Here is a 20,920-nt window from a genome sequence, read left to right on the forward strand (position 1 = left end):
TTTTCTACAAATGTTCAATTTAAAAATTATTTTAATAACCCATTGAAAAAGTAGTATACTGTAATTACAATTTAGTTAATTCGAAAAACATCTAAATAAGAAAGAGGATTTTGATAATGAAAAAGAAAAGTAATATTTATAATTTAATTTTAACTATTATAGCATTTTTAATTCCTATAATTTTGTATAGTAAACTTCCCTATGCTATCCCCTGCCAATTTAGTATGTCAACAGGAACCGTCACTAATTATATGAATAAACCTATAGGAGCATTCTTTCTTCCTTTAATCATGGCACTTATTTGGATTGGAATGTTATATCTTCCTAAGATAGACCCTAGAAAATCACACTATGCTAAATTTGCAAGAAGCTATGGTTTAATTTTATGCCTTATACTAACATTTTTCTTTGTTTTACAAATAATAATTATTTTAGTTTCCCTTGGACTTAATGTTCCTGTAAATACAATTATTCCATTTGCACTGGGAATACTTATTATAGTTATAGGAAACTACATGCCAAAATCTAAAAGTAACTTCTTTTATGGTATAAAAACTCCTTGGACTTTAAGTTCAGAAACTTCTTGGAAGAAAACTCATAAATTAGGTAGAATTTTATTCATTTTAACTGGATTGCTTATATGTATTAGTTCTTTATTTTTAAGTGGTAGTATTACATACACTGTTGTACTTATATCTATAATCCTATCAGTTATAATAGTTGTTGTAGCTAGCTACTTTTTCGCCAAAAGAGCTTAAAAAATAAAGCTGTACCAAAATCTAATTATATTTTTGGTACAGCTTTATTTTTATTTTCTTTTAGCTATTAAAAATTTTATTTTTATTCCCTTTTCTGTAAACATATTTTCATGCTCAGTTCTTATATTATCTTTGTCATATTCACTGTTATGTAAATCATATGTTTTATAAATTACATCAAATCCACTTTCTTTAAAATATTCTAAAGACTCTTCAAAAAGATTATCATCATCAGTTTTAAACCATATCTCACCATTATTAACTAAAAATTTCTTATAATTTTCAAGTTGTCTTGTATGAGTTAACCTTCTCTTTTTATGCTTTTCCTTAGGCCAAGGATTACAAAAATTTATATATATTCTATCTATTTTATCTTCTTCTCCTAAAATATCATTTATAAGGCCTATTTCTTGCGCCATAAGTTTAACATTATCTAAAATTTCATTATTTTCCTTATAAACTCTTTCTATATTTCTTTTAGCCAAGACTAAAACTTCATCTTTTATATCTATCGCTATATAATTTTTATCTTTATTTCTAGCACCATGAACCGATACAAAATTTCCCTTTCCACATCCAAGTTCTAAATACATTATTCCTTCATTTTTAAATGAACTACTCCATTTTCCTTTATATTCTTTTGGGTTTTGAACAAAAAAATTACATGCCTCAAGTTCTGGTCTTGCCCATGGTTTTTTTCTAAGTCTCATAACTTTATCCACTCCGTATCTTGTATTTCATAATTATTATACAGAGTTACTTAGTTTCTATCAACATATTTAAAATGCAAATTAAAATATTCTTTTTCCTTTTGCTTAGATAATAACTTTCATGTAAAATTATAATATGTTAAGTTATTTATATTTAGGAGGTTAAAACTGTTGAATTTACCCAAAATAGGAATGAGGACAATAAAAACTGGCATTGCTGCTTTTATATGTGCACTAATAGGTTATACAGGAATTATAAATAATTCCTTTTTTGCAATAGGTGCTTGTGTAGTTTCTATGCAAAATACTATAAAAGATTCTTATGACGCTGGTTTTAATAGAATAAAAGGTACTATACTTGGAGGTATCTTTGGATTTCTGATGGTTTATATATTTGACCACAATATTTTAATAGCTTCTATTGGATTGGTTCTTGCTATATATGTGTGTAATATATTAAAATTACAATCATCAATATTAGTGTGTGCTATTACCTATTCTTCTATTGCTTACACCATAAGTACGCAAAATCCATTTAGTTACTCTTTTCATAGAACATTAGATACAACTCTGGGTGTCGTTATAGGAGTTTTAATAAACTACACAATCTATAAGCCTAATCTTTTAAATGATATTTTATCTAATATAGAACGCCTTAGAGATTTAAGTTTTCACTTAGTTAGAAATAGTCTTTTATCTAAAAATATAGATTTAGATGATTATGAAAACAAACTATCTAGCTTAATTTCAATTATTAATAAACATGATGCAGAATTTTATAGTGACAAAAATATTGGGGAGTATTTCGAATTTGAAAAAATAATCATGGAATTTAAGGAAATAAAAATACACCTTTATTGCTTAGAGAAACTTAAAGGTAATTTTACTATTTCTAAAGAAAATTTACATTATTTAAATTCAATTTTGGGACCTGAAATTACAAATAACTTTAAGGCATTAGAAGATGCACCTTCTAATAATTTAGAATTATCTTCTGTTTACAATTATCATCTCAATGAAATATTACATTCTCTAGAAGATATTAATAATTGGATTTTAATTCATTCAAAAAAGAAACTTGTATTATAAAGTAAAACCACAATAATATGTGGTTTTTATTTTTTACATAATTTCTTTTAATATTCATACTCTAGAATATACATTAATATATATTTAATAAAAATATTAAATGAGGTTAATTTTATGAATGGTAATACTTTGATAGCTTTTATTCTATGCTCCATAGCTGGTTTTTCTACAATTTTAGGTGCCTTTATAGTCTTTTTTTCTAAATCCGATAATAAAAAAATAATTACATTTGCTTTAGGATTTTCATCTAGCGTGATGATTACAGTTTCTTTTACTGATCTTCTTCCAAATGCCTTAACTTCTCTTTCAAAGCACTATAATATGACTTTTTCAACTGTCTATACCTTAATATTTATATCATTAGGTTTTTTTATAACATTTTTTATAGATAAATTAATTCCAGAAAACAATACTTTATATGATAAAAATAAAAAAAAAGATAACAAGCTTTATAAACTCGGCTTATTTTCTTGCTTAGCTATTATGATACATAATTTTCCTGAAGGTATGGCGACATTCATTTCTAGCTATGAGGATCCTTCTTTAGGTTTATATATAACTTTAGCCATAATGCTTCATAATATTCCTGAAGGTATATCAATTGCTATTCCTATATATTCATCCACCAACAGTAAATTAAAAGCTTTTAAATATACATTTTTATCAGCATTAGCAGAACCTTTAGGAGCTATAATTACATTTCTATTTTTACAACCATTTATAAACGAATTACTCCTTGGAATAGTCTTTGCCATTGTTTGTGGTGTTATGATTTATATAGCTTTTAATGAACTTATACCAAATGCTATTAATTTAGGATTTCAAAACATTTATTTATTTTCAATTCTTTTAGGAATTATTGTTATGAGTTTAAGCCATATATTTCTCCATTAATTTAAGGAGCTAAAAAATTTTAGCCCCTTAAATTTTATTCTATATAATTCTTAATTTTTTCTTTAAAAAATGTAATTCCAACTCCTCCTATACCTAAATGCGTTCCAAGTACACTCCCTATTTTACTTACCATATATTGCTGTTTCCCTATTTTTTCATCTATCATTTTCATTATTTCTTCAGCTGTTTCTATATCGTCCGCATGACTTATTCCAATTATCTGTCCTCTAAACCTTTTAGATTCAGCACATACTAAATCTACAACAGTTCTTAATGTCTTTTTTCGTCCTCTTACCATTTTTATAACTTCCATGTACCCCTCATTAACATGTAAAATTGGTTTAATATCTAAAATTCCACCTATAGTTCCTTTAAACTTACTTATCCTTCCTCCTTTTATAAGCCATTTTAAATCACTTATGCTAAATATATAGCACGTTTTCTCAACCATATCATTTATACTTTCTATGATATTATCAAAACTATAACCCTCTTCAATCATTTTTGCAGCTTGCATTGCCATAAGCCCTATTGCAGCTGCACCAGTTTTACAATCTATTATTTCAATCTTTAAATCTTTATGCTTTTCTTTAAACTCATCTAAAATATTTTTGCATACATTATAAGTTCCAGAGAGACGAGATGAAAATGATAAATAAATAAAATTATCATTATTATTGCACAATTTTTCAAAGACGCTATAAGCATCCATTGGATTTACTTGGGATGTTTTAGGAACAATCCCTTCTCTCATTTTTTCATATATGTAATCTACGCTAACATTTACCTTATCTAAAAATTCCTCGTTATTTACTGATATCCTAAGCGGTAAAACTTCTATATTATATTTTTTAATAAAACTATCATCTAAATCACAAGTGCTATCAACTACTATTTTAATCATAACAATACTCACTTTCCTTTATCTTTTTATCAATTATATATTGATTTATAATAACATTTAATTACTAAAATAAAAAAGTTTTTAGAGTAAATTACCCTAAAAACTTTTTTAATTTAGTGTTTTAACTCTTTTCCTTTTTTCATAGAAATTCTTTCGAGAACTAAATTTTCAATTAAAACATTAACAGTCCAATTTTTAGATGTTTCAGTTACAATAGCGAAAAGTACATCATTCATTCTACTCTTCTTTAAACTATCTATAAAAAGATTCACTTTAACATTAGGCACATTATTAAATATAATTGCTCTTTTTTTATTTGAAACCTCACAATTTTCATCTAACCTATTATCTATTAAATCACTAATTACTGTTTCTCCATTTTTCCATGAAATATTTATCTGATCCCGTACACCAAAAATATTCCCATAATTTTTGATAATTTTTCTATCTTTATCATTAAAGTTATATACTATTACACAACTTCTTTCATTGTTATCTATATTTTTATTATCTAGTTTTACAAAAGACAAGAAAAACACCTCCTAAAACTTCTTTATTATATAATAAAGTTTATTAAATATGCAAACTATAATTTATTAATAAAATTATTATTAATTTTATTTCATTTTTTTATTTACATAACATTATTGTTATATTATTATATTAAATTATATATAAATATAAAGGAAGTAAAATTAATGAACTTATTCATTGAAATTTTAAATATTATTTTCAATATCTCATTAAATACCCTTATTTTATTTTTTTTAATCATAGGATTTTTAATTATTCAAGGACTTATAATTGGCTACCTTGAAAAATTATCTATGAAAAACATCTATTCTTCAATTGGGTATATAGGTATTTTAATCACAGGCTTAGGCGTATGCTTACATGAGACAAGTCATTTATTAATGGCTAAATTATTTGGATTTAAGATAAAAGATGTTAAATTTTTTAGACCAGTGCAAGGAGCTAAGGATGGAGTTTTAGGTTATGTTAATTATTCATATAATCCTAAAAATATTTTACATAAAATAGGATTATTTTTTGTTGGTTTTGCTCCTATTTTAGGAGGTATATTAGGACTCGTTCTATGCATTATAATATTTTTACCTAATACTTTTAACAATGTGCAAACTCAACTAAATGTTATTTTATCTTATGATAATGTCTTTAGCTTGCGTTTTTTTCAAAATCAACTATTTTTATCTTTTTCACTTTTTAAAAGCTTATTTACATTACAAAACTTTAAAAATATTACCTTTTGGATATTTTTATTACTAGCTATAAGTATTTCCTCTCATACAGCATTAAGTATAGCTGATTTAAAATCTAGCGTTAAAGGCATAAAAACTATCTTTATATGTTTGTTTTTGTTAAATATAGTTTTTTATATTTTAAATATAAATATTTATAATCATATGTTTTTTATTTATAAGTTTGATGCTCTATTTATAACTTTTATGAATATTTCTATATGTTTTTCTATTTTACACTTAACTATAACATATATAATTAAGCTTAGTATATCTATCTTTAAGAAATTTATTTATTAAAATTTAAAACTTTATAATAAATTTCTATATAATAATAAAACTAAAATAACTACATTTTAAATATACCTAAGAATTAACATTTATAAACTTTACATAATATCAAATAATATTTCTATGTATAATTTAAAAGTATTTAATAATACAAATTTCCTTTTTATCTCTTTATTTCTTAACACCATATATACTTTTATTATATTTTGTCATATAAATAACAAAATTAAAAATATAATATTGTTTTTTTGTCGAATAATGTATTATAATAAATATAAAATATATTACTTAATTTATACTATAGAAAGGAAGATATTATGAAAATAGGACTTGTTCTTTCTGGCGGAGGAGCTAATGGAGCTTATGAAGTTGGAGTTTGGAGATATATGAGAGAGTTGGGTTTAAGCAAACATGTTCATGTTTTTTCAGGAACATCTATCGGAGCATTTAACTCTCTCCTTTTTGCTCAAAATGAACCTTCAAAATCAACAGCCTTATGGAATGATTTATCTGCAGATATAGTTATGCCTATATCAAAATTTAAAATACTTTCTATGAGCATACAACTTTCAATTGGTGCTAAAATAGTGTCTAAATTTGATAAAATAGGCGACTGGTTTTTAAACAAATACTGGGACTCTGGCAAAGCCCCCACTGAAGGATTATTGGCCGTTTTAAACAAATACTTAGATTATGAAAAAATAATTAATTCAAAAATAAAATGTTATGCAACATGTACGGAAATGCCTGAATGTAAAGCTACATATTTTAAACTTAACGACTATACTCCAGAAGAAATAACAAAAATAATAATGGCTTCAGCTACTTTACCTACAATTTTTAAAAGCACAGAATTTAACGGTAAAAAGTATGTAGATGGTGGATTAGTTGATAACACTCCAATTGAACCTGCCTATAAGGAAGGGTGTGATTATATTATTGTTGTATACTTAAATAAAGGTATATCAATTGACAAAAGTCTTTATCCAAATAGTAAAATAATAGAAATTATTCCAAAAGAAATTAATGAAGGTACTATAGGTGGGGTTCTTAACTTCAAAGAAAAAGCTAAACTTAAGCTATTTAGACAAGGTTACTTAGATGCTCAAAAAGTTTTATCGCCTGTATTCCAAAAAAGTAACTTATCTTTAAGTTCAATAAACTAATTTTTATTATTTGTTATCCATAACTCTGTATTTATAAAATTACATATATATTATTAATGAACCTTTTATTGAATTTATAATATAGGCTAAGTAAATTTACTTATATAAAATTATATATTAATTAAATTTACTTTATGTATTATTATGTATATAATTACATTGTAATATATATTATAAATTTAGGAGGTTCTTTTTTTATGGTTATAAATCATGGTGCAAATTTATTTGATTTATCTAATAAACTTAATGTTAACGAAGATGAATTTTTAGATTTTAGTTCTAATATAAACCCTTTCGGAGCTTGTCCTAACGCTAAGGAAGCGGTTATTTCAAATATAGATAAAGTATCAATTTATCCTGATGTAAACTATTTATCACTAAAAACATCAATTTCTAATTATTGCAGATGCAAAACTGAACATATACTTTTAGGGTCTGGCTCAACAGAACTTATATCAACATTTATAGAGATAATAAAGCCTAAAAATGCACTTATTATATCTCCAACCTATTCAGAATACGAAAGGGAATTAAAAAAATCATCTTGCAACATTAGTTACTATTTTGCCAAAAAAGAAGATGATTTTAAAATTGATGTAGAGGATTTAATACACACTATAAATGATGATCTTTACGATTTGGTTGTTATATGTAATCCTAATAATCCCACTGGATTTGCTTTTACTCAAGAAGAAATTAAAGAAATTTTAAAATATTGTAGTACCTATATTATGCTTGATGAAACTTATGTAGAATTTATAGATACTAATGTATTTTCATCCACTCCTTTAATTGATAGATTTTCTAACTTATTTATTATAAGAAGTACATCTAAATTCTTTTCAGCCCCTGGTATAAGGCTTGGCTATGCTTTAACTTCAGATAAAGAAGTCTTAAAAAAAATGAATGATAATTTAGATTTATGGAATATAAATATTTTTGCAAGTTTAATGGGTGAAGTAATGTTTAATGATTTAGAATATATATATTCTTCATTAGAAAAAATTCAAAATGAACATTCATATCTCATGAAAGAACTTAACTCTATAGATGATTTAAAAGTTTATCCAAGCTCCAGTAATTTTATTTTATGTGAAATTACATCTAAAAAACTAACAAGTTCTTCTTTATATGAAACTCTTATAAAAAGCAACGTAATTATTAGAGACTGTTCTTCTTTTAATAGCTTAAATAACTATTTCTTTAGAGTATGTGTTTTAAAGCATAATGATAATAAACTTCTTATAAATCTTTTAAAAGATATTTTTTCTTAAAAATAAAAACATAGAAAACAAAAATATGTTTTCTATGTTTTGAAACTAGATTTTCTTTATAATTTTTACACCTGTTTTATCTATTATCAACTTTTTCTGGATATAAGTCATGATTAACTAGTCTGTTAAATGCAACCTCTTCCCACTTAGTTCCTTTTTTTCCGTAATTACAATAAGGATCTATTGATATTCCTCCTCTTGGAGTGAATTTGCCCCAAACTTCAATATATTTAGGATCCATAAGTTTAATTAAATCCTTCATTATTATGTTCATACAATCTTCATGAAAATCCCCTTGATTTCTAAAGCTAAACAAATACAGTTTTAATGATTTACTCTCTACCATATATGTATCTGGCACATATGATATATATATAGTTGCAAAATCTGGTTGTCCTGTAATAGGACAAAGACTTGTAAATTCTGGACAATTAAATTTTACAAAATAATCATTCCCTTGATGTTTATTAACAAATCTTTCTAATATTTCTGGTTTATATGCATAATCATACTTAGTTCCTTGATTTCCTAAAAGGCTTAATCCCTCTAGTTCTTTCCCTTGTCTTCCTGATGCCATAAATCTTACCTCACTTCTTACTTTTTAAATTGCTCCTTAAATTTTAAATATCCATTTTTTCTAAGTGTACATGCTGGACATTCACCACATCCATTGCCCTTTATACCATTATAACAAGTTAGAGTTTCATTTTTAACTATATCTAACACACCTAAATCGTCCGCTAATTTCCAAGTTTCAGCTTTATCAATCCACATAAGTGGAGTTAAAACTTCAAATTGATAATCCATAGCTAAATTTAAAGTTACATTTAATGATTTTATAAACACATCTCTACAATCTGGATATCCACTAAAATCACTTTGAGAAACTCCTGTTATTATAGTATTTATCCCTCTTTGCTTTGCAAATACTGCAACAAAAGTTAAAAATAACATATTTCTTCCATCAACAAAGCTATTTGGAAGTTTATCCTCTTCCTTTTTTTTATCAACCTTTATGTCAACTCTAGTTAATGAGTTTGGAGCTAATTGATTTAAAAGATTTAAATCCATTATATGATGCTCTACATCATATTTTTTACATATGTCCTTAGCACATTCAAGTTCTAAACTATGTTTTTGTCCATAATCAAAAGAAACAGCTATAACTTCCTTGTATCTTTTTTTAGCCCAAAAAAGACAAGTTGTACTATCTTGACCACCACTAAAAACTACTACTGCTTTTTCTTTATTCAAAAAAATCACCTCTTAAAAATTATTAATATATAAAAAAATATTTATATGCTCATTAATAGCTCTTGTCTTAAAGATGAATCCTCTTTAAATACACCTTTAAAAGTTGTTGTTCTAGTTTTTGAACCATTTTTCTTTATTCCTCTAGTTGTCATACAAGCATGCTCCCCTTCTATAACAACAGCAACATCTTCACTATCAGTTATCATGCACATGATTTCAGCTATATCATTTCCTATTTTCTCTTGAAGTTGAAGTCTTCTTCCTACCATATCAGCAATTCTTGCTATTTTGCTAAGACCTATAACCTTTTTTCTTGGAATATAAGCTACTGTAACATTCATATTATACATAAGGGCTAAATGATGTTCACAAAAACTAAATATCGGAATATCCCTCATTATAACCATGCCTTCACTTGCCTTACTTTCATAATCCTCAGTAAAACACTTATCAAACATTTTAGCTATTTCTTCATTTGTATACCTTACACCCTCTAAAACTTCCTTAATCATATTTACACATCTTTTAGGTGTATCTTTAAGTCCTTCTCTGTTTGGGTCTTCTCCTAAAAGCTCTATAAACTCTTTAACTAAAGATATAGCTCTTTCTTCTTTTTCTCTTGATTCCCAAATATTCATATATTATACCCCCTTAGTTTCTGGACTCCATATTATTTTATGCATCTGTATTTGCATTCTTATATCATTTAATTTTCTTGTTTTTAAAAACTCAACTATTTCAACTAATTCTATTTTTCCAAACACTGGGCTTACAAATATAGGAGTCTTTCCCTTAACAAGTTCAGTTTCTTTATAAACTTTTTCCATTGTTTTAAGATCTAATATATCTCCAACTACAAACTTTACACAATCAATAGGTCTTAAAATATTGAAATTGTTTATTAACATTTTTTCCTGCATTTCACTTGACGGACTTTTGTAGTCAACTATAAAAGCTACTGTTGGAAAATCTTTAACAAAGTCTTTCATATCGATTGAACCATTTGTCTCAACACTTACATTGTACTTTTCTTTTACTAAAGCGTTTAAAAGACTATACGCATTCTCTTTATTTAAAAGAGGTTCTCCACCTGTTAAAGTAATGTTTTTTATTCCCTTATCTAATTTCTTTAAGATGTCGTCTATGGACATCTCCTCTCCATCTGATAAGTTTTGTCCATAAATAGTATCACAATAATTACATCTTAAATTACACCCTGAAAGTCTTATAAAATTGGTTATTTTACCTGCATTAAATGCTTCACCGTCTATACTTTGAAAAATTTCAACAACCTTCATTAGCCTAATCCTCCTTATAAGTTGCTTTATTATTAGGTGTTTCATATACTGTTATATAACAAAGTGAAAAATTATTACTTTTTACTTTTTCATCTAACAAAGCACTTATTTCATAAAAAAATAATTTAGACATATTTTCAGCTGTTGTTCTACACGGAAGATTTATTATTTTAAAATTCATAGCATTACAAGCATCTATAAATGATTTTTCTTCACTTGAAACTTCATGACTATCGACAGTTAATAACAAAGCATGGTCATATTTGTCAAAATAATTTTTTATTATATTTTTTATATCTGTAAAATCTATAATCATTCCTTTTGAGCTTCCAGACTCTATTAACTCATCAGCCTTTAATCCATATTGTATTTTCCACCTATGGCCATGTAAATTTTTACATTTCCCACTATGTCCTATTAAAAAATGACTAGAATCAAAACTTTCCTCGCCTTCTAAAAAATAACTCATTCCTTACCTCTCCTTAGCTTTAAAAATCTATCTTTGAATATTAAGTATTTAAATTTTAAACAATAAAAAAAGAGCATTTCTGCCCTTATAAATAAAAAAACTAGAGATAAACAACACAAAAAGTAAACCTATTATTAAATAAAAAATTTTTAATTAATATAAGTATATGTATATTTCTCCTAGTTTTATTTATAGACAGGATGGTTACGAACTGTCTTATTAAATTTTACACTTAATATTAACATATACTTTCACTATTTGCAATATAACATGATAAATACAAACCCTTTATATTTAATTTATCAAAATTAGCAATGCCTAAATTTTAAAAAATATTAATGATTAAAATTAAAATTCCAAAACATAATAAACAAGATATTATTGCCAATATAATAATCTTAGAATTAGAATTTTTAGATATTTTCTTATAAATAAAATATTTTATATATTTTTTTATTATCCAATACACAATAATACTAAATGCTATAACAAAAATTATAATCATTATGTATCTACTTAGATATCTTTCTATATTTTTAACATCTCCTCCCAGAAAATCTCCAAGACATATGAATGTTAAAATCCAAAAAAATGCTCCCATATATGAATTTAATATAAATTTTTTATAATTAATTTTAATTATTCCAGAGAAATATCCAGTAACATGTCTAACTCCTGGTATAAAGCATGAAATTAAAAGAATTTTACTACCATATTTATTAAACCATTTTGATACTTTTTCTACTTTTTTATCATTTATTCCAAAATATATTCCATACTTCATTAAAAATTTTAATCCTATAAAATGACCTATAATATAAGAGATACTAAGCCCTAATGCAACACCTGAAAAACCAAAAAATATACTCAAAAATAAATTTAATTTTCCTGCATAAATTAATGCTCCACAATAAATCATTAATAATTCTCCGGGAATTGGAAGAGCTAATGTTTCAAGCATTGGAGCTATAAATAATATTATATAACCATATTGTATTAATAAATTATTTATTACATCCATGATTCCTCCTAAAAATAAATACCTTATATTTATTTTAATACCCAAAGATTAAAGTATTATTAACATAAATTTAAAAAATAAAAAAACTACTAACTTTTTTATAATTAGTAGTTTTTTTATTTTTTACGCTTTTTTTATATAATTCTTATTATCTTCTCTTTCATAAACAAAGTTTTTAGGTGAAGAAGATACAAATCCTTCTATCCATCCATCTTTTAGTATGTAATAATTATTTACATCTCCACCTACAGCATCCCAAAATCTTTTATGTACACAAGTTGTAGTAATCCAAACCACTTTCTCATCTGATTCCTCTTCTACAAGATTTACTCTATCACAAGGCATTCCTTCAACTAAATTATCAAAAATAACCTTAAATAATCCATCAGCTGATAAACTTTTATCTTCTATGTTTTCAAAAACTTCTTTTCCGTTTGATTTAAATACTTCTTTTATCTCTTCTATTTTGATATTTTCTTTTAAAATATCAGTTACGATTGAAGCTAATCTATACTCTAAACTATCTATTCTTCCTTGTAACCATCCATGAATATTTCCTTCATCAATTACATCTTCTAAGTTACTATAATCTGGTTCTCCATATTTTTCATAAGCTTTAGATTTTATTGAATCTACATTAATTCCTCTGTTTTTAGCAAACTCTAAAACCTCTTTTTGAATATTTTCTCCAACTAAAATTTTATTATATACCCAATAATGTATAGGGCCTAAAAAAGCACTCATTTGACTTATCCTCCTAAAATACAATTTATATTTTATTGTCTTAAATAATTATATCAAATTTGATTATAATGTTCAAATAAAATATACATTTTATTTAATAAAAAAGCAAAGTTAAAACTTTGCTTTTTTATTATTTTTAAAGATATGCTTCAACATTAACTAGAGTTTTAAATTCTTCAAGACCTACTCTATCTATGTAATCCCCTAATCTTTCTTTCTTTTCTGCATTATTTTCATATACATCTACTATTTTTTCAACAAATGATATGATTTTATCATTTGGTACTGATAAGGCAATTCTATCACCAAGTCTTGGCTTAGCTCCACCTTTTCCTCCAACGACTACCATCCAGCCTTTTCCGCCACCTATGATTCCTATATCTCTAGTATGGCTATCACCGCAAGAATTTGGACATCCACTAACACCCATTTTTAGTTTATTAGGTAAAGATTTTCCATGGAATAATTCATCTAATTGAGCTCCAATTCCTACTGAATCTTGAAGACCTCTTTTACAGAAACTAGTTCCTGGACAAATTTTTACACTTCTTACACAAAGACCAACAGCTGCACCTGCTTTCATTCCTAAATCAGCCCATGCGTTATCTATATTTTCTTCTGCAATTCCAACTAATGCAATACGTTGTGCAGCAGTTACTTTTACAGCTTGTGCATTATATTTTTCAGCAACATCTGCTAATTTTCTTAATTGATCTGGTGTAACTAATCCACCAACTAAATGAGGTGCAATAGCATAATTTTCTCTATCTCTTTGAACTATTGCTCCTTTTTCTAGTAAATCATTTTTCATTAATAATTCCTCCTAAAATCGCAAAATAATTTTATTTAATTAAATATATATCTTACTTGAATATTTAAAAATAAATTATTAAAAACATCAACTTCAATTATTATACTACATATTATTATATAATACAAATTTATTTTTAATAATCTATATTGATTAATTTCATAATAATATTATCTTTATATTGTTCTTATTATTAAATATTTTATTTATATCTGATTGATAATGGATTAATTTTAAGCTTCATGTTATAATTTAAAATCTAACAAATATATAAAGCATATCAATTTTAATAAAATACAACAGGAGTACTAAAATTACATGGATATTAATTTAGAACGCAAAGAACTAGAAAAAATTTATGGGAAAATAAGTCCCTTTGAATTTAAAAATCAGTTAATAGATTTGGCAGAAACATCTCAAAAAAAAAGCACAAGAGCGCTTTTAGATGCTGGACGTGGAAATCCAAACTGGATTGCCTCTACCCCTAGAGATGCTTTTTTTACTTTTGGTCATTTTGCGACCCAAGAAGCTAAACAATCTTGGTGTCATGAAGATTTAGCTGGAATTCCTCAAAAATATGGAATAGCAAATAGGTTTTTTGAATACATCGAAAAAAATCATAATTATCCAGGAACTAAGCTTCTAAAAGATATTATTAATTATGGAATTAATGATAAAAAATTCAATCCAGATGAATGGGTATTTGAACTTGTAAACGGAATAATAGGATGTGATTATCCACTCCCTGAAAGAATGCTGTCTAAAATTGAAGTTGTAGTTCATGATTACCTTATACAAGAATTATGCTCTAATAATGAACCAGATGGAAAATTCAATATTTTTGCTGTAGAAGGTGCTACCTCAGCTATGTGTTATTTATTTAATTCTTTAAGTGCAAATAAACTTTTGCATAAAGGTGACAAAATAGCATTAATGACACCTATTTTTACACCATACTTAGAGATACCAATACTTCCTAATTATGATTTAGAAATAGTTCCTATAATTGCCAATGAATTAACCCCAGAAGGTGCACATACTTGGCAATATCCAAAATCTGAACTTGAAAAGTTAAAAGATCCTTCTGTTAAAGCTCTTTTTATAGTCAATCCAAGCAATCCTGCTTCTATCGCTTTAAGCCCTAAATGCACTGAAGAACTTGTTAATATAATTAAAAATTATAATAAAGATATAATGATAATATCTGATGATGTATATGGAACATTTGTTGATGGTTTTCAATCACTTATGTCTAAGCTTCCTTACAATACCATAGGTGTTTATTCATATTCTAAGTATTTTGGCGTTACAGGATGGCGTCTTGGAACTATGGCAATTCACGAAAACAATGTATTTGATAACTTACTAAAAAAACTTCCTTTTTATGAAAAGAAAGAATTACACAGAAGATATGAAGGTTTATCAACAACACCTGAAGATATTAAATTTATTGACAGATTAGTGGCAGATAGCAGACAAGTTGCTCTAAATCATACTGCAGGGCTTTCTACTCCACAGCAGGTTCAAATGGCATTCTTTTCTATATTTTCTATTTTAGATAAGAATAATAATTATAAAAAACTTACTATGGAAATTTGCCATGTTCGTAAAAAACTTTTATTTCAAAGTCTTGGACTTCCTTTAAAAATGAATAAGCTTGATGCCTGCTATTACTGTGAATTTGATTTATTAGAATGGGCAAATTTAAATTATGGAAATGAATTCTCAAATTACTTAAAATCTAATTTTAAAACCGTAGATGTTTTATTCAGACTTGCAAAAGAATCCTCTATCGTATTATTAAGTGGTGGTGGTTTTTCAGCCCCTGAATGGTCTATCAGAATTTCTTTGGCTAATCTTAAAGATGAGGCTTATATTGAAATTGGTATAGCTCTTAAAAAGATTTTAAATGATTTTGTTTCTGAATGGAAAAAAACTACATAAAAATAAACTCCTAAATAATATAAACTTTATTTAGGAGTTTATTTAATTTTAACATATTGTAGAAATTATCTTCTCTTACTAGAAACTTTAATTCCTTTGCCTCTCAAGCTATTACCTCTTTTATCCTTCATTTTATCTTTTCCTGGATTAAAATGCATTTCACTTTTTCTACTCTTTTTATTATTTGATTTTACAAATTTATCACTTTTTCTTCTAGTTAACCCATGCGTTTCTTTATATCTTTGTTCTTTAGATTTTATAAGACATTTAGGTCCATTTCCTATTAAATCTTCTCTTCCAGCCTTAATTAAAGCATCATAAACTATATTATAGTTTTTAGGTTTACTAAACTGTAAAAGAGCCCTTTGCATAGCCTTCTCTTCTTTCGTTTTTGGTACATACACTTTCTTCATTGTAAATGGATCAAGTCCTGTATAAAACATTGTTGTAGATAGTGTTCCTGGCGTTGGATAAAAATCTTGCACTTGTTCTGGTTGATATTTTATATCTCTTAAATATTCTGCTAAAATTATGGCATCTTTTAAAGTGCTTCCTGGATGGCTTGACATAAGATAGGGAATTATATATTGCTTCTTTCCAAGTTCTTTATTTATTCTAAAAAATTTTTCTCTAAATTCATCATAAACTTTTCCAGCTGGTTTTCCCATATATTTTAGAACATTTTCTGATATATGTTCAGGCGCAACCTTTAACTGACCACTTACATGATATTCTGAAAGTTCTTTTATAAATTTATCTCTCTTCTTATCTGCCATTATATAATCATATCTAAGTCCTGAACGAACGAATACCTTTTTTACCCCTTTGACACTTCTAACTTTTCTTAAAAGCTCTAGGTATTCGCTATGATCTACCTCCATATTTTTGCATATACTCGGGGACATACATTGTTTTTTCTTACATGCACCATAAATAAGTTGTTTCTCACAAGAAGCCTTTCTAAAGTTTGCAGTAGGACCTCCTACATCATGAATATAGCCTTTAAAATCTTTAAACTCTGTTATATCCTTAGCTTCTTTAACTATGGAATCTTGACTTCTACTTGTAACAATTCTTCCTTGATGAAATGTAATAGCACAAAATGAACAGTTACCAGAACATCCTCTAGAACTTACTATACTAAATTTTATTTCCTCAATAGCAGGGACTCCTCCTTGCTCTTCATATATCGGATGGTAATCTTTTTGATATGGAAGTCCATAAACAATATCGAGTTCTTCCCTAACCAAAGGTCTCTCAGGCTTATTTATAACTACATACTTATCTAAATTTCTTTGAACTAAAGTATGACCTCTAAAAGGATCTTGCTCTTCATATTGAATTCTAAAAGCTTCACAATATTTTTCAATATCACTTGCCACCTCTTTGAATGTTGGAATTTCTATATACTCTTCATAAAGTTCATCTAAACTATCAACTGTGTAACACGTTCCCGCTACACTTCTTATATACTTAGCTGGGAAACCATCATTTAAATAATTTGCAACCTCTACTATTTGTTTCTCACTCATGCCATAAACCAAAAGATCTGCCCCACTATCTATTAAAATAGACTGCCTAACCTTATCACTCCAATAATCATAATGAGCAAACCTTCTAAGACTAGCTTCTACTCCTCCAATTAATATATCCACATCTTTAAAGGCTTCACGAACTTTATTACAATAAACTATAGTTGCTCTATCTGGTCTTAACCCCATCTTTCCACCAGGAGAATAATAGTCCTTTTCTCTAATTCTTTTGCTAACAGTATAGTGATTTACCATAGAGTCCATATTACCAGCATTAACTAAAAAAGCCAACCTTGGTCTTCCTAACTTTTTAAAATCATCTATGTTATTCCAATTTGGTTGAGAAATTATTCCAACTTTATATCCCGCATTTTCTAAAACTCTTGATATTACAGCAGTACCAAAACTATGGTGGTCAATATACGCGTCCCCTGTAACTATTATAAAATCACAGACTTCCCATCCTCTCTCCTCCATATCTTTTTTACAAATAGGTAAAAATTTATTCTCACTCATTTTTAATATCACTCTCATCTCTTGCTAATTTATTATATAAAAATTAATATCTAATTCATTTAATGATTATAACATTATAATATCTTTAATACAAAACATATATTAAAACAAAAAGCCATACATAAAGTATGACTTTTTATTTTAATATCTTAAATTATTAATATCGTCTTTCCCTAATAAATATATAAACTAAAAGTATAATACTTACAATTGATATAATAACACCTATATCAAAACCTTGCGGGCTAAACTTAAGCATTACAGTTTGTTGTCCTTGATTTAACTTAATAGCCATAAAACCATTAAAGTTTTCTATTGAAACTTTTTTACCATTTATATAAGCATGCCATCCCTTATCATAAGGTACAGATAAGAAAAGAACATTATTATTTTCAGTTCCATATGCTGTTCCAGATATTTTTGTGTTAGTTACCTTTATATTTTGCATGCTTTGTGAATTTAAAGTTTCATAAGCTCTACTAAATTCATTTTGATTTAATCCGTATAATTGTACAACACCAAGCTCTGCATTTTCATTTGTAAATTTAATTGATACAGTTGCACTTTCACCTTCTGTAAAATATCCTAAATCCATAACAGCTGGTTCATCCCATGCACTATAAATTCCTATTTCCTTACCATTTACATAAACTGTACATTGATTACTGTCTCCATTATTCAAATCTAAATAAACTTGTTGATTTGAATTACTTGTAAAATGTAGTCTAACAATTCCTGAATAATCAGGATCTGTAAGCGCTAGCTTAGCATAATCTGATGTTTGTTTTAATACAGATATATTTTGAAGGGTTGTTGTATAATCTATAGGTTTTAAATATTCTTTATACCCATTTCCATCTTTAGCATATCCTAAGAATGAATTTAACAATATGTTAGTGTTTGCAAAATAATCTGAATTTGTATATTTTATATTTTTTGATAATGCATAATTATTTACAACATATCCTATTGGTAGAGCATATTTATTTTTATTTATATATCTATTTACTCCCTCAATATTATTAGTATAAAAACCTCCTAAAGGTTCTTTAGATAGAATATATTTTATATCAAATAATGAATCTAAGACCTCAGTTGTACTTTTGTATTGAAGAGATAAAGCAATTCCTGTTCCACCATCTTGAACACCAAATGTGTTAGTTAGGAAACTGTCTAAACTTCTATAATTTAAAGACGTAAATGTTGATATGCTATTATAGTTTAAAGCTATTCCTTCATTGAATCTTTCAACTGTATTTAATTGCTCCATCCTATAAAAACTTTTATCACTACTTTGAACTGCTTTCACATCTGGTTCAACAGATAATACATCAGTAAATGCACCCTTAGATAAGTATCCTATCTGAGAATACACATTGTTTAAATATGTTGTTGCTGCAAATAGCATTTCTCCAAAAATTAATACAAATATTACACCCATTATGAATTTTTTCTTTTTTACTTTAAGCCTTAACATAATAATAAGAACTGCATAAATAATTATAAAAATCAAATTAGCATAAAGAAGGATACGATTTACTGGTAGTAAATTTATATGTTCTATAAGAGTTGGAGATACTGCTCTGTTTACACTCTCTCCAATACCATACGCTAAAATATAATATATTCCAGAACCTAAAAATAACACCGATACTATTATTCCTATAATAGGGGTATCATCTAAGTTCTCTATAGTCTTATATGCTATTATAAGGACTAAAAAAGAAAATACAAAAGAATATCTAAACATATACCATATAGGTATATTAAAATCTTGCCATGCCCATGTTAAAAAAGGCGAAGCAAAACTTACTAATAATATTGCTATAAATATTAAGTCAATTATTTTTTCTTTAGCTCTAATTTTTTTATTGAAAAAGTATGGAACTATAAGCAGTAATGGTAATAGCCCACAGTATATATTAGGTGAACCATAAGAAACAGAATTAAATGTGCCCATAAAAAATTTTTCAATAGTAGATCCAAAGGTAGAGCTAACTAACAATTGACTATCTAAAGTAGTTGCACCTCCATTTTTTAATGAAAAATATGTAGGTATAATTATAACCGCTGCACATGCCGCTGCTATAACTCCTCCTAATACAAATATTAAAAATTTTTTTATGTATCCTCTTATATCTTTTATACTATTTTCTGTAAAATAAATAGCTGTAAAATATAAAAAAGTAAATATGCCAACAGGATAAGCTATGTAATAGTTAGCCACGAACATCATAGCCAAAAATAATATAAATATCCCTATTTTATGTTGGAAAACTAACCTTCTAACACCTATCAAAATTAAAGGAAGAAAAATTATTCCATCTAACCACATAAGGTCTAAAGAAAATACTACTGCATAACTCATAAGACCATACATAGTACTAAATAGTACGGACATTAAACTTACTCTTTTATACACATATTTTATGTAAATAAAAAATGTTAAAGAAGCTAATGAAACTTTTACAAGTATCATAAATTCCATAGCTGCTGCAAGCTGATCTTTTGGAAATAATAATACTAAAAGCGATACAGGACTTGCTAAATAATAAGTAAATAGTCCTAAAAAATTTCCACCAAAACCTAAACTCCATGAATATAAAAGTTTTGAGAAATCTCCGCTTCTTAATATAGTTTGATACTGAGAATAAAAATTTACATATTGGTCTCTTAAATCTCCAACAAGAACACTTTTATTCCCTAAAAAACCTATACCGTTTAAAGTATAAGCTAAAAATAGTATTATAAAAGGAATTACAAAACTTAGTAGTAAATAAAGTTTAAAATGATTTTTATTATTTTCTTTGGTTTTTGTTAAATTATTATTCATTCTTATAATATAATTTAAATTTAAATTTTTTTCAATAAATTTTATGATATATAAATGAAAAAATATTGTAAAACTTTCTTTATTTTAAAAAATTAATCTTGTATATTAAATATATACTCTTTTTTTCTCCCTTTTTCTTAAATTATCTACTTT

Annotated in this window: 20 protein-coding genes; 7 read left to right on the forward strand and 13 right to left on the reverse strand. The window is 26.3% G+C overall.

Annotation, left to right across the window (positions count from 1 at the left end; translation table 11 throughout):
• Nucleotides 1-116 precede the first annotated feature (116 nt).
• Nucleotides 117-758 (forward strand): SdpI family protein, encoded by a 642-nt coding sequence (locus HH195_RS05870; protein ID WP_196370165.1) that lies wholly within the window; start codon nucleotides 117-119, stop codon nucleotides 756-758.
• Between the two features lie 50 nt (nucleotides 759-808).
• Here HH195_RS05870 and trmB read toward each other — a convergent pair whose 3' ends face one another.
• The gene (trmB, locus tag HH195_RS05875) at nucleotides 809-1,468 is read right to left on the reverse strand and encodes a tRNA (guanosine(46)-N7)-methyltransferase TrmB (protein ID WP_055256996.1); all 660 of its coding nucleotides are present in this window, start codon (nucleotides 1,466-1,468) and stop codon (nucleotides 809-811) included.
• A gap of 171 nt (nucleotides 1,469-1,639) precedes the next feature.
• Between trmB and HH195_RS05880 the strand changes: the two genes are divergently transcribed.
• A complete protein-coding gene (locus tag HH195_RS05880; RefSeq protein WP_196370166.1) occupies nucleotides 1,640-2,557 on the forward strand; it encodes an FUSC family protein in 918 nt (305 codons plus the stop codon).
• A gap of 114 nt (nucleotides 2,558-2,671) precedes the next feature.
• On the forward strand, nucleotides 2,672-3,451 hold the full coding sequence (gene zupT / locus HH195_RS05885) for a zinc transporter ZupT (RefSeq protein ID WP_055256998.1): 780 nt from the start codon (nucleotides 2,672-2,674) through the stop codon (nucleotides 3,449-3,451).
• Nucleotides 3,452-3,485: 34 nt separating this feature from the next.
• Here the strand turns inward: zupT and HH195_RS05890 are convergent, their stop codons facing one another.
• Both HH195_RS05890 and HH195_RS05895 read right to left on the reverse strand, forming a co-directional pair.
• On the reverse strand, nucleotides 3,486-4,355 hold the full coding sequence (locus HH195_RS05890; RefSeq protein ID WP_196370167.1) for a DegV family protein: 870 nt from the start codon (nucleotides 4,353-4,355) through the stop codon (nucleotides 3,486-3,488).
• A gap of 113 nt (nucleotides 4,356-4,468) precedes the next feature.
• A complete protein-coding gene (locus HH195_RS05895) occupies nucleotides 4,469-4,885 on the reverse strand; it encodes a DUF3783 domain-containing protein (protein ID WP_058993732.1) in 417 nt (138 codons plus the stop codon).
• Nucleotides 4,886-5,053: 168 nt separating this feature from the next.
• Between HH195_RS05895 and HH195_RS05900 the strand changes: the two genes are divergently transcribed.
• The 3 genes from HH195_RS05900 to HH195_RS05910 all read left to right on the forward strand — a co-directional run bounded on the left by HH195_RS05900 (nucleotide 5,054) and on the right by HH195_RS05910 (nucleotide 8,345).
• Nucleotides 5,054-5,914 (forward strand): hypothetical protein, encoded by an 861-nt coding sequence (locus HH195_RS05900; RefSeq protein ID WP_055257001.1) that lies wholly within the window; start codon nucleotides 5,054-5,056, stop codon nucleotides 5,912-5,914.
• 308 nt (nucleotides 5,915-6,222) lie between these two features.
• Nucleotides 6,223-7,071 (forward strand): patatin-like phospholipase family protein, encoded by an 849-nt coding sequence (locus HH195_RS05905; protein WP_055257002.1) that lies wholly within the window; start codon nucleotides 6,223-6,225, stop codon nucleotides 7,069-7,071.
• A gap of 197 nt (nucleotides 7,072-7,268) precedes the next feature.
• The gene (locus tag HH195_RS05910; protein ID WP_196370168.1) at nucleotides 7,269-8,345 is read left to right on the forward strand and encodes a pyridoxal phosphate-dependent aminotransferase; all 1,077 of its coding nucleotides are present in this window, start codon (nucleotides 7,269-7,271) and stop codon (nucleotides 8,343-8,345) included.
• Between the two features lie 76 nt (nucleotides 8,346-8,421).
• Here the strand turns inward: HH195_RS05910 and queF are convergent, their stop codons facing one another.
• The 8 genes from queF to HH195_RS05950 all read right to left on the reverse strand — a co-directional run bounded on the left by queF (nucleotide 8,422) and on the right by HH195_RS05950 (nucleotide 13,942).
• Nucleotides 8,422-8,922 (reverse strand): preQ(1) synthase, encoded by a 501-nt coding sequence (gene queF, locus HH195_RS05915; protein ID WP_055257004.1) that lies wholly within the window; start codon nucleotides 8,920-8,922, stop codon nucleotides 8,422-8,424.
• Between the two features lie 17 nt (nucleotides 8,923-8,939).
• Nucleotides 8,940-9,599 carry a 7-cyano-7-deazaguanine synthase QueC gene (queC, locus tag HH195_RS05920; protein WP_055257005.1) on the reverse strand — a complete coding sequence of 220 codons (660 nt, stop codon included), beginning with the start codon at nucleotides 9,597-9,599 and terminating at the stop codon, nucleotides 8,940-8,942.
• Between the two features lie 41 nt (nucleotides 9,600-9,640).
• Nucleotides 9,641-10,237 carry a GTP cyclohydrolase I FolE gene (gene folE, locus HH195_RS05925; protein ID WP_196370169.1) on the reverse strand — a complete coding sequence of 199 codons (597 nt, stop codon included), beginning with the start codon at nucleotides 10,235-10,237 and terminating at the stop codon, nucleotides 9,641-9,643.
• Nucleotides 10,238-10,240: 3 nt separating this feature from the next.
• A complete protein-coding gene (queE, locus tag HH195_RS05930; protein ID WP_055257007.1) occupies nucleotides 10,241-10,897 on the reverse strand; it encodes a putative 7-carboxy-7-deazaguanine synthase QueE in 657 nt (218 codons plus the stop codon).
• A 4-nt stretch (nucleotides 10,898-10,901) separates the two neighbouring features.
• A complete protein-coding gene (locus HH195_RS05935) occupies nucleotides 10,902-11,366 on the reverse strand; it encodes a 6-pyruvoyl trahydropterin synthase family protein (RefSeq protein WP_055257008.1) in 465 nt (154 codons plus the stop codon).
• Between the two features lie 325 nt (nucleotides 11,367-11,691).
• Nucleotides 11,692-12,387 (reverse strand): DedA family protein, encoded by a 696-nt coding sequence (locus HH195_RS05940; protein WP_196370170.1) that lies wholly within the window; start codon nucleotides 12,385-12,387, stop codon nucleotides 11,692-11,694.
• Between the two features lie 123 nt (nucleotides 12,388-12,510).
• The gene (locus HH195_RS05945) at nucleotides 12,511-13,131 is read right to left on the reverse strand and encodes a hypothetical protein (RefSeq protein WP_055257010.1); all 621 of its coding nucleotides are present in this window, start codon (nucleotides 13,129-13,131) and stop codon (nucleotides 12,511-12,513) included.
• 136 nt (nucleotides 13,132-13,267) lie between these two features.
• The gene (locus HH195_RS05950) at nucleotides 13,268-13,942 is read right to left on the reverse strand and encodes a nitrite/sulfite reductase domain-containing protein (RefSeq protein WP_055257011.1); all 675 of its coding nucleotides are present in this window, start codon (nucleotides 13,940-13,942) and stop codon (nucleotides 13,268-13,270) included.
• Between the two features lie 318 nt (nucleotides 13,943-14,260).
• Here HH195_RS05950 and aspD point away from each other — a divergent pair, with 318 nt between their 5' ends.
• Entirely contained in the window at nucleotides 14,261-15,886 is a 1,626-nt protein-coding gene (aspD, locus tag HH195_RS05955; RefSeq protein ID WP_058993737.1) for an aspartate 4-decarboxylase, read from the forward strand.
• Nucleotides 15,887-15,951: 65 nt separating this feature from the next.
• Here aspD and HH195_RS05960 read toward each other — a convergent pair whose 3' ends face one another.
• Nucleotides 15,952-17,934: a YgiQ family radical SAM protein gene (locus tag HH195_RS05960; RefSeq protein ID WP_196371907.1), complete on the reverse strand. Its 1,983-nt coding sequence runs from the start codon at nucleotides 17,932-17,934 to the stop codon at nucleotides 15,952-15,954.
• Nucleotides 17,935-18,091: 157 nt separating this feature from the next.
• The gene (locus HH195_RS05965; RefSeq protein WP_196370172.1) at nucleotides 18,092-20,767 is read right to left on the reverse strand and encodes a YfhO family protein; all 2,676 of its coding nucleotides are present in this window, start codon (nucleotides 20,765-20,767) and stop codon (nucleotides 18,092-18,094) included.
• Between the last annotated feature and the right edge of the window lie 153 nt (nucleotides 20,768-20,920).

The sequence above is a fragment of the Candidatus Sarcina troglodytae genome (genome assembly GCF_015708635.1).
Lineage (GTDB): Bacteria > Bacillota > Clostridia > Clostridiales > Clostridiaceae > Sarcina > Sarcina ventriculi.